The organism is Kosmotoga sp., from assembly GCF_982836095.1.
Genome location: NZ_CEYIHJ010000013.1, coordinates 10,471 through 22,814, shown reverse-complemented (window position 1 = coordinate 22,814; position 12,344 = coordinate 10,471). Strand labels below are relative to the sequence as shown.

Genomic DNA, 12,344 nt, shown 5'->3' with positions numbered 1-12,344 from the left:
TTTCCAGTTTCAATCATCAACGGAAAAAGCTCCTTGGCTATCTTAACAGAAATTTTTTCCTGCTCAAGGAGTTCAAAGAGTATCTTGAAATGCTCCGGACCAATGGGCATTTTTTCAAGGGGAATCCCCCTGCGATTTATCTCTCTGAGCAATTCTGTCATTATCCAGTTAGAGGCTTCTTTTGGTTTGCCGGTGCTTTTGGCCACTTCCTCAAAAAAGCTGCTGAGCCTGGCATTGGAACCAAGAACGGTGGCATCGTATTCAGGAATGCCGTATTCGCGAATCAGGCGTTCAATCCTCTGCTGGGGAAGCTCAGGAAGGCGTTCCTTGATCCTCTCCACATATTCGTCGCTGAGTTGGAGTGGTGGTAAATCCGGCTCCGGAAAATACCTGTAATCATTTTCCTCTTCCTTTGACCTCATAGAAATGGTTTCGCGTTTTGCGAAGTTCCAGGTTCTCGTTTCCCTGTTTACATCAGAGCCGGTTTCAAGGGCTTTGATGATTCGCTCACGTTCAAATTCAAGCGCCTTTTCCACAAACTTAAAAGAATTGATGTTTTTTACTTCCACCCGGTTGGATGAAAGCCCCCGTTCCTCATCCACAATGGAGATGTTCGCATCACAGCGCAGCGCACCTTTTTCCATGTCTCCGCTGCAAATATCGAGGGCTCTGAGCGTATCACGGAGCAATTCCATGAAAAGCCTCGCTTCTTTCGGTGAGGAAATGTCTGGCTCGGTGACAATTTCTATAAGTGGGACCCCACACCTGTTGAGATTTACGAGGCTACCACTGGCTCCAGAAATTGAATCTGCATCTTGATGAATCATCTTGCCTGCGTCCTCTTCGATGTGAATCCTCCTGATACGCACCCTTTTTTCATCTCCATCGAATTTGAAACCAAGGAAGCCATTCTCTGCTATCGGCGTGAAATATTGGGTAATCTGATAGCCCTTCGGCAAATCAGGATAGAAGTAGTTCTTTCTATCAAATGTAGAACGCAAGTTGATTTTGCAATTCAGAGCGAGGGCTGCTTTTACAGCATATTCAACCACTTTCTCGTTCAGCACAGGAAGTGCGCCAGGCTGGCCTGTACACACAGGACATATGACTGTGTTGGGTTCAAGTTCAAACACATCTGCCCGGCAGCTGCAAAAGGCTTTTGTTTTTGTTGACAATTGTGCATGGATTTCGAGGCCTATCACCGTTTTATACATGTAACCACCTCTCTGGGATTTTCGCGAGTCCATTGTTGTATGCGCCTGACAATTTTTCCATTTGCTTTGCGGTGGAGAGAAGCTCCAAATCGGCATAACGTCTTCCCATGAGTTGAATTCCCACCGGCAACTCATCTACCGGGTCAACGGGTATAGAAATGGCAGGCGTCCCGGCCAGGTTAGCAGGAATAGTATAGATATCCATCAGGTAATAACTGAGAGGATCACCGATTTCACCAAACTTTCCAGGAAGCGTGGGGGTTGTGGGATTTAGTATGAAGTCATGTTCATGGAGAACTTCGTTGATCCTGTTAGAAATCATCTTTCTGATTTTTAATGCCCTTCGATAGTAGGCATCATAATAGGCAGAACTCAGCGTGAAGGTACCCAGTAATATTCTGCGCTTCACTTCATCGCCAAATCCAGTGTCCCTGTTTTTCTTTATCATTTCTTCGTAATTTTCAGATTCGACTCGTTCACCATAGCGAACACCATCATAGCGTGAAAGGTTTGAACTGGCTTCGCCAGGCGCAATGAGGTAATATGTGGCAACAACGTATTTCAAGATGCCTAATTCAACGAAAGATACCTCGGCTCCCTTTTCAGCAAGCCGTTCAATGAATTCTAGAAATCTCGATTTTACCCTTTCGTCAAGCCCTTCAAAATCCAGAGCATCAGACGGTATAGCGATCTTCAAGCCTTTTAGATCTGCTTTGGGCAGTTCTTTTGCTCGCAAATCAATTTTACCGTTAACGGTGGTCGCGTCATTTATATCTCTTCCCGCAATTGTTTTGAAAACAGTGAAGGCATCATCGACGCATCTAGTTAGAGGTCCTATTTGGTCCAGCGAAGATGCGAAAGCGACCAGGCCATATCTGGAAACCAGTCCATAGGATGGCTTGTAGCCTACCACTCCGCAGAAAGCCGCTGGTTGCCTAACCGAACCCCCGGTATCGCTTCCAAGGGCAAAGGGCACCAGCCCAGCTGCAACGGCTGCTGCGCTTCCGCCACTACTCCCCCCGGGAATACGGCTTAAATCCCAGGGATTTTTGGTAGGACCGAAAGCAGATTTTTCCGTAGAGGACCCCATGGCGAATTCATCGAGATTCGTTTTTCCAAGCAGTACAGCACCCGTATTTTTTAGGCGCGCTGTCACGGTAGCATCGTATGGGGAGAGGTAACTTTTCAGTATATTGCTTGCACAGGTGGTTCGGGTTCCCCTTGCCAGAATGTTATCTTTCAGGGCATATGGAACGCCAGAAAGCGAACCGGAAGATAAGCTATCAGGTATTGGTAATATTTCAAGAAAAGCATTCAGTTCAGAATTAAAAGCCACAATTCTTTCGTGAAAAAAGGAACGCATCTTTTACCTGAGCAACGAGCTTTGCAAGCACTTCCCGTTTCTCATCGGTTGAGAGCTTTGAGAGCTCTGCGATTTTTAGATCCAGAAAATCTCCTTTCAAGTGGTTCACCTCCTGAGTTTAATTCTAACACGCTTCGATAAAATCGCCATATGAATTATCACGAAAATAACGTTATAATTACTACGAGGTGATAACCGTGCTTTATAGATATTTCACCCTATACGCTGACGAAAAACTATTGAGTGAAATCGAAGAGCTCTGCCTTTCGGAGGGCTTTTATAACTTTTTTTCTGAAGAGATAGATTCGAAATTGTGGCGAGTAAAGGTTTATCTGGAATCTACTGAAGAGCTTCCGGCTTTTTTAAGGCGGTATTCATTTGAATTTGGTGGTGAAGAACTCGAAGCTAAGTGGTGGAAAAAATTCAAAGATAGTCTTAAGCCTTTTATGCTGACTCCCAATACAAAATTGATCCCCCTTGAAGAACCCGTTCGCATAACTGATGAAGGATCCATGGGAATAATCCCGGGAAGAGCTTTTGGTACCGGACAGCATGAAACCACAAAGCTCGCAGCTTTATTTTTGGAGAGGTATCTCAAAACCGGAGCTATGGTGCTTGATGTCGGTGCCGGTACCGGCATCTTATCTGCATTGGCCATAAAAAAGGGGGCGTCAAAAGCTGTCGCCCTTGATATAGATAAAGCAGCAATTGAAAAGTGCCGGGAGACTGCCTGGATAAATAACGTCTCCATTGATGCCAGGGTTTCTGATTTTCTCAGTGCCCTTGAACCAGGGGAACATTTTGACATCATCGTCTCCAATATGATTGTTGAATTGCTTAAAGGCTTTGTAAAGGAGACTGTTAAACACCTGAAGCCTAACGGAGTACTCATTCTCTCCGGTATCCTTACAGAGAAATTTGATAGCTTTATGGACACCTTAGAAGACACTTTTTCCATACTGGAAACGGAGGAACTAAACGAATGGAAAGCAGCCGTTTTGAAAAGGCGATAGTTGAAGCCCAATTGGGGCGTGAATTGAAAAACCAATTTCGTGTGGTCAAAAGATGCTCCTGGGGATATCCACAATGTATACAATCTGATTTGATCAGCAACGGGAAACCTTTCCCCACACTTTTCTGGCTTACCTGCCCATTTCTCTATAAAGAAGTCTCACGCCTTGAAGAAAAAGGTTGGGTGAAAAAGTTCGAGGATCAACTTGAAAATTCAGAAGAGATGTTAAGAGAATATCTTCGCGCACATGAGACCACCCGAAAGTTGAAGGAATCCCTTTTGGAAGGCAGAGATTTAAAAGACTGGCAAAAAGAGGCTTTATTCAATAGAGGAATAGGGGGTATCAGGAATTTGAAAATGGTCAAATGCCTCCATCTTCAACTGGCAAATTTTTTAGGTGGCATCGACAACCCCATTGGCAAAATGGTATGGGAAATGCTGGGTTCTAAAGAGTGTGTAGCTGGTGCAGTGCTCTGCCGGTCATTGGAGGACAACAGTGGAAAGAACCATTTTAAATAAGATAAATTCTTTACCCGAAACCTGCGGCGTTTATATTTTCAAGAACAAAGAGGGAAAAATAATCTACATAGGAAAGGCTGTAAAGCTAAGGCGGCGTGTACAATCTTACTTCAGGGAATCTTCATGGAAGAATGAAAAAGTCAGGAAAATTGCTGAAGAAGCTTTCGACATTGAATTCATCCTTGTCCCCAGCGAAAGAGAAGCCCTGTTATTGGAGTCAAATCTCATATACAAACACAAGCCGCGTTACAATATCCTGTTAAAGGAATCCCGCTTTTACCCATACATTTACCTTTCCAATGATGAATTCCCCTACGTTGAATTGAGAAGGGATAGGAAAGCACCCGGAACTTACTTCGGTCCTTATACGAGCACAAAACTTGTGCGTAGCATGCTTGAACTTCTTCAGAGAATTTTCAAAGTGAGAAGCTGCAATCTGCCACTGAATCGGATAAAAAAGGCATGCTTTCTGCATCATCTGAAGATGTGTTCTGCTCCATGCATTGGAAAAATCACAAAAGACGAATATCAGAAGAGCCTTGACGGCCTCATCGAGTTTCTCGAAGGTAATACCCTCAAAGTCAGACTCTCGCTTGAAGATAGAATGTACAAATTGGCTGATAATTTGCAATTCGAACAAGCAAGAGAAATTCGCGATGTCCTCAATTCTATGGACAGGCTGTACTCCAAACAGGCTGTCGATGTTCCGCAGGATCTCAGCGTTGATGTAATAGCACTCTCTTCCGGAATTCTGATTCTTCTGGAGATAAGAGGCGGGATGCTTCTTGGGAAACTGGTATATGATTTTCCAGAAGGGAAGGTTTCTGATTTCATAGGCCAGTTTTATCTTACAAAAGAAAAGAATCGCCCAAAAAATTTAATAGTTGCAGGGCTGAGAAAATCTGAAGCATCTCAGTTAAAAGCTGAGTTTGAATACATCGGAAAACCTAGAAACGAGTTTGAATCCAGATTGATGAAAATAGCTTTCCAGAACATAGAACAGGAATTAAATATGAGAATCGGCGCTACTGAAGCCTTGAAACAAGCGAAGAATCTCCTTGGGTTGAAGAAAATTCCCCGGTTGATAGAAGGGATAGACATTTCCCATACCCAGGGTCTCATGACAGTGGCTTCATTAGTGGTTTTTGACTCAGGAAAGCCAGATAAATCAAAATACAGGAGGTACAGGATAAGAAATCTGGAAACTCCAAATGATTTTGAAGCACTTGCGACAGTTATAAAGAGACGCTATTCCAAACATCCATTACCTGACCTGCTGTTTATCGATGGCGGTTTACCGCAGCTCGAGGCAGTATCTAAAGCCCTTGATGAACTCCATCAAAAAGGAGAGATCATAGGCCTTGCCAAAAAGGAAGAGGAAATCGTGTTTCCTGATAAAAGGGGAAAGCTCAAATTACCACTCGATCATCCCGTTATGAAGCTGTTAACTTCCATTCGTGACGAAACGCACAGGTTTGCCGTTAATTATCATCGGTACCTTCGAGAGCGTAGATACCTGGGTTCAGAAATAGACAAAATCCCGGGTATAGGCCCCAAACGAAAAAAGCTTTTGATTCAGCATTTTAAAAGTGTTTCAAAAATAAAGAAAGCATCTGAAAGAGAGTTACTCGAAGTGATAAAGAACAAAAAAATAGTCGAAGAAATTCTCAAATGGGCAAAAGAAAATGGCGGCTAAGCCGCCATTTTGCAGTGAAATTCTTACTTAACTTTTTCTTTGAGTTCTTTACCGGCTCTAAACTTAGGTACTTTTCCGCCAGGTATCTCGATAGCTTCCTTCGTTCTGGGGTTGACACCTTTTCTGGGCTTTCTTACAGCAACTTCAAAAGTACCGAAGCCAACGAGTTTTACTTCTTCACCCTTGGCGAGCTGTTCGCCAACGATAGCCACAAAGCTGTCAAGAACTTCAGCTGCCAATTTCTTGGTATTACCTGTTCTTTCGGCGATTTCAGCCACGAGTTCCTTCTTGTTCACACAAACACCCCCTAAACCTGAAATATGATGTCAGACATATTTTAGCATTTATTGGCCTTGTGATGCAACTCATAATGTGCGGAAATTCCTATTATAGAATAATTACCGCCCGATGCTCCTAAGGATGAAGTCTGTAACGCTGTATTAATGGGCATTACAGAACAACATGTGTCAAGAGTGCTCCTACAACGGACTGTGTTAATTTTTTTGAAACTAATATTTCTTAAAAAAACTCACATCTATATCGTGCCTCATGTGATTGGCTGGATTGAAAATGTGAAAACCTTTTAAGCTTCCCGATTCTTGCTTGACTATAATTATGGTCATAATGTATAATTAAATAACATTAGATGGGGTGATGATGTTGACAAGGCTTAAAAACCTGATCTTCAAATCGTTGGCTGATGCTAAAGCGCACTTCTCAGAAGTAGTAGATACTGCTGCTGGCGGTAAACACGATGTGGTTATAACAAAAAATGGTGTACCCAGAGCTGCTTTGATCTCTTATGAGAAATACACAAAGATGCTGAATTTTCTTTCCACTGCATATGAGCTTTATTTGATGGATGCTGGCGAAAAAGCCCTGGGAACGGAGCTTGAAGATATTCTTGAAGATAGTTCAGAAGATTGATTTTTGGAGGTGTAAGGCATGGCTGAGGTTATCCTCAAAGATGTAGTAAAAGTATATCCGAATGGTTTCAAGGCTGTACATGGCGCTAATCTCGAAGTCGAAGACAAGGAATTCGTTGTTCTGCTTGGCCCTTCCGGTTGTGGAAAAACCACCACGTTAAGGATGATAGCCGGTCTGGAAGAAATCACTGAGGGAACAGTATCCATTGGTGGAAGAGTTGTCAATGACGTAGAACCAAAAGATAGGGACATTGCCATGGTTTTCCAGAACTACGCTCTTTATCCCCACATGACCGTTTATGAAAACATGGCTTTTGGGTTGAAGTTGAGAAAAGTGCCCAAGCCGGAAATTGATAAGCGTGTGAAGGAAGCGGCAAATATTCTTGGTATCGAAGGCCTTCTCGATAGGAAACCCAAACAGCTTTCTGGTGGTCAAAGGCAGAGAGTGGCAGTGGGAAGGGCAATAGTGAGAAACCCAAAGGTCTTCCTTTTTGACGAACCTCTTTCAAACCTTGATGCGAAATTAAGAACACAGATGAGAGCAGAACTGAAAAGACTCCACAAAAACCTTCAAGCCACGATCATTTACGTTACCCATGACCAGGTTGAAGCCATGACAATGGCTGACAAGATAGTTATTATGAAAGACGGTGTAATACAGCAAATTGGAGATCCCTATTCAGTTTACTTTGAACCTGTGAACAAATTCGTCGCAGGGTTTATTGGAACACCTTCTATGAACTTCATAGGCGCCAAAGTTTCCAAGGAAGGTGAAAAACTCTGGATACACAAAGATTCTATGAAACTCCTCATTCCCGAAAGATACTACGAAAGACTCGCTCCTTATGTTGGAAAAGAAGTAGTCTTTGGTGTCAGGCCCGAAAACATTTACGACAAAATGTTTGCCGTTACCCCCAGCGAGGAGTTCGTTGCCGAAGGAAAAGTTGACGTCGTTGAACCCCTTGGAAGCGAAACTTTGATTCATGCTACCATTGCTGGCGATGACATCGTAGCTAAGGTCGATCCAAAAACAAGGGCCCAAGCAGGGGATACTATTGATCTGGTATTTGATATGAACATGGTTCATGTTTTCGATAAAGAGACCGAGGAAAACGTATTAATGGGATTGCATTCAGCAGAAGAAGAACCAAAAGTCGAATAAACATTTCGATAAAATAAAAAGCGGGGATGTAAAATCCCCGCTTTTTGGTTTGTGATCAGCTATATTAACTAAGGCTTTCCAGATATTTTTTGACCCTGGCTGTAAGCCTTGCTTTTCTCCTCGATGCTTGTCTTTTGTGAATAACACCTTTTTTAGCTGCATTGTCGAGTACAGAAAAAGATAGGCTGAGAAGCTCGTTGATTTTCTCTGGAGATTCCTTTGTTTCAATGGCCACAAGAAGCTCTTTTGTGACATTTCTGAACCTCGTTTTTACACTCTTGTTCCTCAACCTTCTGATCTTTGTCTGTCTTACTCGTTTTTCAGCGGATTTGATATTCGGCACATCTTTTCCTCCTTCCTGATTTCTTTATCTTCTGCCTTATAAATTAAAAGCTTTTTTCAGTTCGGATACCATGTCTACCCTTTCCCAGGGCAGGTCAACATCTGTACGGCCAAAGTGCCCGTAGGCTGCTGTTTGCCTATATATAGGCCTTCTCAAGTTCAGTTTGTCTATAATCGCAGCTGGTCTGAAATCAAAAAGCTCCTGAACAACCATGGAAAGCTTGTCCAGATCGACTTTTTCCGTCCCATGGGCATCAATCATAAAGGAAACCGGATGAGCCACACCTATGGCATAAGCGAGTTGAAGCGTTACTCTGTCTGCAAGTCCTGCAGCTACTATGTTCTTTGCTGCGTACCTTGCCATGTAGTGAGCTGACCTGTCAACCTTTGTCGGATCCTTGCCACTGAAAGCTCCTCCTCCATGAGGAATCCAGCCACCGTAAGTATCAACGATGATTTTTCTGCCCGTAAGGCCGGTATCCGCTGCGGGTCCACCTTTAACAAATCTTCCGGTGGGATTGACATAAATCTCCATATTCTCATGTGTGAGGCTTTCAGGAATAATCGGCTTTATAACATGTTCAATAACAGCCTCTCTGATCTCCTCACTTGTCATTGTTGGGTCATGTTGGGTAGATACAACAACAGCTGTAACACCAACGGGTTTACCATCTTCGTAAAGCACTGTGACTTGCGTTTTTCCATCAGGTCTGAACCCATTTACAAGCCTTTTCTTTCTCACATCGGATAGCCTTTTTGAGAGCTTATGAGCGAGCACGATGGGAAGTGGCATCATTTCCTCGGTTTCATTGGTAGCATAACCAAACATCATTCCCTGATCCCCAGCCCCGATTTCATCATATCTATCATTACCATCGCTTTTGGCCTCAAGAGATCTATTTACACCAAGCGCTATATCTGGAGATTGCTCGTCTATACTACTGAGTACCGCACAGGTTTCACCATCGAATCCGTATTTCGCTCTCGTGTAGCCTATATCGAGTATAGTATCCCTGACAACCTGAGGGATATCCACGTAAGCTCTTGTACTGACTTCGCCAGCAACCACTGCGACGCCAGTTGCTACAAGTGTTTCGACAGCTACTCTTGAATTCGGATCCTGTTCGAGCATTGCATCGAGAATCGCGTCAGAGATCTGATCCGCAACTTTGTCAGGATGACCTTCTGTGACACTTTCACTGGTAAATAGCCACCTTTTCATCAGCGTGCCTCCTCAATGTTTATTTTAGTATATCTTCATTGTATTCTTCTTCAGATATAAAATTCCCACCTATTATATCAAAGGACAGTGGCTTGAAGCTTCTTGTAAATTCGGCGTAAATTTGTATTTTATTCTGACAATTGCTTCCAATGAACTCCTTGTCAAGCTTATAAGCTCCTTTACCCCCGCCATAATTAACACTTACGTCATAGTATTTTCGCAAATGACTCCTGAAGAGTTCCCCGCATTTGGAACATTTGAAATAGACCACAAGCGTACTCCCTTTATCATAGAAAGGGTTCTTCGTTATATCCTTTTTCTTTTTCTTGAAAAACAACACCGTCACCTCCGCATAACAATGTTGAAAGTCTTTTCTAACGTGTTTCCCCAATGATCTTCCACGACTATTTTTGCGGTTTTTGGCGAGGAGAGGTCCTCTTCATTCCAGTTGTTAACTGTAATCATGGAGAGATTCTCGGAACTCCTTAGCTTGAACCAGTAATCCGATGGTGTGGAGTTCATGTACACCTCGTTGACTTTAGTCGTTTCGTCGATGAAAAAATAATTTTCAAAGTCTATCTGGTAAACCAATTTACCTTCTATCCATAGGGATATTTTCTTGGGGCTTATATAATGCCTGGAAAGCACCCGGGCTCTTACAGCCAGGGGAGAATAAGATGTCATCTCAACCGTTTTTCCGTCAAATTTATATTCTTTGCCACCGGCTTTAATGGCAATTATTTGTATCTCCGTACTCTTTTTTGGAAAGTTGAAATACAAACCGGGATTTAAAAGAACCTTTTCGGATATGTCCCTGATTTCTACATGCAAGTGAGGGGCAACCCCGCCTGTGTCACCACTGTAAGCAACCGTATCTCCCGTTTTAAATGCAATCTCATCCGGGTGAAAACGTGCTTCCACATAGTTTGTGCCGAATTCACTGAGAAGTTTCCTGTAAATCACGTTCAATTTTCTCCCCGCTTCGGTCGTCAAATCCCCCACACTTTCCAGATGGGCAAAAATCACTTTTATCCCATTTTCGTTGTTGAAATAATCTCTAACACCTGGCAGAACCAACGTCAGCCTTGTCCCATAAACAGGGTCGTTAACCACAAGTGACGCAACATAACTATTCGCGGGCGAAAGAACCTCGGCACCTGTTTTCCCTGCGGTTGAAAGATCCATTCCTTTATGAAAATGTGCCGGGTTGTCCTGAGATTTATATTGTCTGTATTCCCCAAAATAACCTGTTATTTCCAGAGGTATATCCAGAGGATTTCTTAGATATGTTTCACCAAGAGCGATTATAGATATGACGATAAAAAGGAACACTAACGTTCTCTTCATTTTCTGCCAGCCTCCTTTAGCTTGTTTAGAAGCCGTCGGTTTGTCACGCTGTCTGTAATATATTCAACTTCTATAAAATCCTCCCCGAATTTTTCAGAGAGAATTTCGAGCTTCTCCCTGACTTTCAAGACTTCTTTATACTCGTCAAAATTTATACGTAACGAGTGCCTCTTTCTCACTGTATTTAGCACTTCATCGATTTTAAGCTTTAGCTCATCCAAGTTTATATTTTTAAGCGCGCTAACGAGAACTGCTTCAGGATATTTACTTTCCAGGGTTCGAATCCTTTCATTGGTGCACCTGTCGATTTTGTTAAAGACCAGTATTCTGGGAATTTCACCTGCTTTGATTTTAGCCAATGTTTCATCGATTACCCTCAAACGAGCTTCCTCATTGGGCATTGAAGCATCCACAACAAGCAAAAGAAAGTCGGCATAGCTAATCTCTTCAAGTGTAGACTTAAATGATTCCACCAGTTGATGGGGCAATTCTCTGATAAAACCGACGGTGTCGATAAACAAGACTTCCCTGCCGCTGGGTACTTTGCTCTTTCTAATACGTGTATCAAGCGTAGAAAACAATTTGTCTTCAACAAGAACATCCGAACTGCAAATTTCATTCAGAAGAGATGATTTCCCGGCATTGGTATAACCCACCAAGGCAATTAAAGGCAGTCCGGCCCTTTGCCGCTTTTTCCTCATAATCTCCCTCTCGAGCTGCAACTTTTTGAGTTCTCTCTTTAGGAAGGCCATTCTTTGCAGTGCCTTTCTCCTGTCCAGCTCGAGCCTTTTTTCTCCGGGACCCCTTGTACCTATACCACCACCGGGATTCGATAGTTCACTACCCTTACCTTTGAAAAATGGAAGCTCGTATCTGAGCCTTGCCAGTTCGACTTCCAATTTTCCCTCCAGGGTGGAGGCATGCTTTTCAAAGATCTCAAGTATCAGCTGCGTTCTGTCGATTATTTCAGTTCCAAGTTCACGGATGAGACTTTTTCTCTGGGAAGGTGTAATGTTATGTCTGATAAGGATAATAGCAGGATTATATACCTGAACTAAGCGCTTGAGTTCTATGAGCTTTCCGGTTCCCAGATAATGTTTTGGATTTGGTGCATCTAAATTCTGGCTTAGCGAATCCAGCACATCATACCCAACTGTACTTGCGAGTTGCTCCAGCTCAGAAATGATTTCATTCTTGATTTCCTGCTCCTGCCTGCTAAAGACGCAGGCAAGTATCGCTTTTTTAATTTGTCTATTCCCCTCTCTTTTGCTGTTGCTGTGGTGTCAGTTTCACATATTTCGATGGGACAAGCATCTTGATGGCATGCTTGTAGACAAGTGTCTGCTCTTGCTCGTCCTCAAGGAGAACTGTAAAATTGTCAAAGGAACGAACCAGGCCTTTGGTCTGAAATCCTCCTTCAAGGTAAACCTTCACTTCAATTCTGTTAATTCTTAGCAGGTTCAAAAAACGATCCTGAAGATTAAATTTTTCAGCCACTTTTACCCCCCCAAGCTAAAATGATTTTCTTGCTTATTATATCA

15 protein-coding genes are annotated in these 12,344 nt (G+C 42.9%); 5 read left to right on the top strand and 10 right to left on the bottom strand.

Annotation, left to right across the window (positions count from 1 at the left end):
* The 3 genes from gatB to AC3LHT_RS02035 form a co-directional block, all read right to left on the bottom strand.
* A partial coding sequence (gene gatB, locus AC3LHT_RS02045; protein ID WP_488661806.1) for an Asp-tRNA(Asn)/Glu-tRNA(Gln) amidotransferase subunit GatB occupies window positions 1–1,214 on the bottom strand: 1,214 nt, incomplete at its 3' end.
* Window positions 1,207–2,577: an Asp-tRNA(Asn)/Glu-tRNA(Gln) amidotransferase subunit GatA gene (gene gatA / locus AC3LHT_RS02040; RefSeq protein WP_488661805.1), complete on the bottom strand. Its 1,371-nt coding sequence runs from the start codon at window positions 2,575–2,577 to the stop codon at window positions 1,207–1,209. The genes gatB and gatA, both read right to left, overlap by 8 nt.
* Complete coding sequence (locus AC3LHT_RS02035; RefSeq protein WP_488661804.1) at window positions 2,540–2,677, bottom strand: hypothetical protein; 138 nt, start codon at window positions 2,675–2,677, stop codon at window positions 2,540–2,542. Before AC3LHT_RS02035 ends, gatA begins: the two co-directional genes overlap by 38 nt.
* A 97-nt stretch (window positions 2,678–2,774) precedes the next feature.
* On the opposite strand from AC3LHT_RS02035, the gene AC3LHT_RS02030 reads away from it, so the two are divergent.
* Genes AC3LHT_RS02030 through uvrC form a run of 3 tightly spaced genes read left to right on the top strand, consistent with a single transcriptional unit; the run spans window position 2,775 to window position 5,804 of the window.
* The gene (locus AC3LHT_RS02030) at window positions 2,775–3,590 is read left to right on the top strand and encodes a 50S ribosomal protein L11 methyltransferase (protein ID WP_290645344.1); all 816 of its coding nucleotides are present in this window, start codon (window positions 2,775–2,777) and stop codon (window positions 3,588–3,590) included.
* Window positions 3,560–4,108, top strand: a complete 549-nt coding sequence (locus AC3LHT_RS02025) for a DUF501 domain-containing protein (protein ID WP_290645342.1) — start codon at window positions 3,560–3,562, stop codon at window positions 4,106–4,108. Before AC3LHT_RS02030 ends, AC3LHT_RS02025 begins: the two co-directional genes overlap by 31 nt.
* Window positions 4,086–5,804 carry an excinuclease ABC subunit UvrC gene (gene uvrC, locus AC3LHT_RS02020; RefSeq protein ID WP_488661803.1) on the top strand — a complete coding sequence of 573 codons (1,719 nt, stop codon included), beginning with the start codon at window positions 4,086–4,088 and terminating at the stop codon, window positions 5,802–5,804. Before AC3LHT_RS02025 ends, uvrC begins: the two co-directional genes overlap by 23 nt.
* Before the next feature lie 23 nt (window positions 5,805–5,827).
* Here uvrC and AC3LHT_RS02015 read toward each other — a convergent pair whose 3' ends face one another.
* Window positions 5,828–6,100, bottom strand: a complete 273-nt coding sequence (locus tag AC3LHT_RS02015; protein ID WP_290645338.1) for an HU family DNA-binding protein — start codon at window positions 6,098–6,100, stop codon at window positions 5,828–5,830.
* A 364-nt stretch (window positions 6,101–6,464) separates the two neighbouring features.
* On the opposite strand from AC3LHT_RS02015, the gene AC3LHT_RS02010 reads away from it, so the two are divergent.
* Together AC3LHT_RS02010 and AC3LHT_RS02005 are read left to right on the top strand one after the other, a co-directional pair.
* Complete coding sequence (locus AC3LHT_RS02010; protein ID WP_290645336.1) at window positions 6,465–6,731, top strand: type II toxin-antitoxin system Phd/YefM family antitoxin; 267 nt, start codon at window positions 6,465–6,467, stop codon at window positions 6,729–6,731.
* An 18-nt stretch (window positions 6,732–6,749) separates the two neighbouring features.
* Window positions 6,750–7,892, top strand: a complete 1,143-nt coding sequence (locus AC3LHT_RS02005) for an ABC transporter ATP-binding protein (protein WP_290645334.1) — start codon at window positions 6,750–6,752, stop codon at window positions 7,890–7,892.
* Window positions 7,893–7,956: 64 nt separating this feature from the next.
* Here the strand turns inward: AC3LHT_RS02005 and rpsT are convergent, their stop codons facing one another.
* Genes rpsT through hfq form a run of 6 tightly spaced genes read right to left on the bottom strand, consistent with a single transcriptional unit; the run spans window position 7,957 to window position 12,300 of the window.
* The gene (gene rpsT, locus AC3LHT_RS02000; RefSeq protein WP_290645332.1) at window positions 7,957–8,235 is read right to left on the bottom strand and encodes a 30S ribosomal protein S20; all 279 of its coding nucleotides are present in this window, start codon (window positions 8,233–8,235) and stop codon (window positions 7,957–7,959) included.
* Between the two features lie 36 nt (window positions 8,236–8,271).
* Window positions 8,272–9,456, bottom strand: a complete 1,185-nt coding sequence (metK, locus tag AC3LHT_RS01995; protein ID WP_488661802.1) for a methionine adenosyltransferase — start codon at window positions 9,454–9,456, stop codon at window positions 8,272–8,274.
* Between the two features lie 19 nt (window positions 9,457–9,475).
* Window positions 9,476–9,793: a hypothetical protein gene (locus tag AC3LHT_RS01990; protein WP_290645328.1), complete on the bottom strand. Its 318-nt coding sequence runs from the start codon at window positions 9,791–9,793 to the stop codon at window positions 9,476–9,478.
* Window positions 9,794–9,798: 5 nt separating this feature from the next.
* Entirely contained in the window at window positions 9,799–10,803 is a 1,005-nt protein-coding gene (locus AC3LHT_RS01985; protein WP_290666260.1) for a M23 family metallopeptidase, read from the bottom strand.
* On the bottom strand, window positions 10,800–12,038 hold the full coding sequence (gene hflX, locus AC3LHT_RS01980) for a GTPase HflX (RefSeq protein ID WP_488661807.1): 1,239 nt from the start codon (window positions 12,036–12,038) through the stop codon (window positions 10,800–10,802). Before hflX ends, AC3LHT_RS01985 begins: the two co-directional genes overlap by 4 nt.
* A gap of 16 nt (window positions 12,039–12,054) precedes the next feature.
* Window positions 12,055–12,300, bottom strand: coding sequence for an RNA chaperone Hfq (hfq, locus tag AC3LHT_RS01975; protein ID WP_290645324.1), 246 nt, complete (start codon window positions 12,298–12,300; stop codon window positions 12,055–12,057).
* Window positions 12,301–12,344 lie beyond the last annotated feature (44 nt).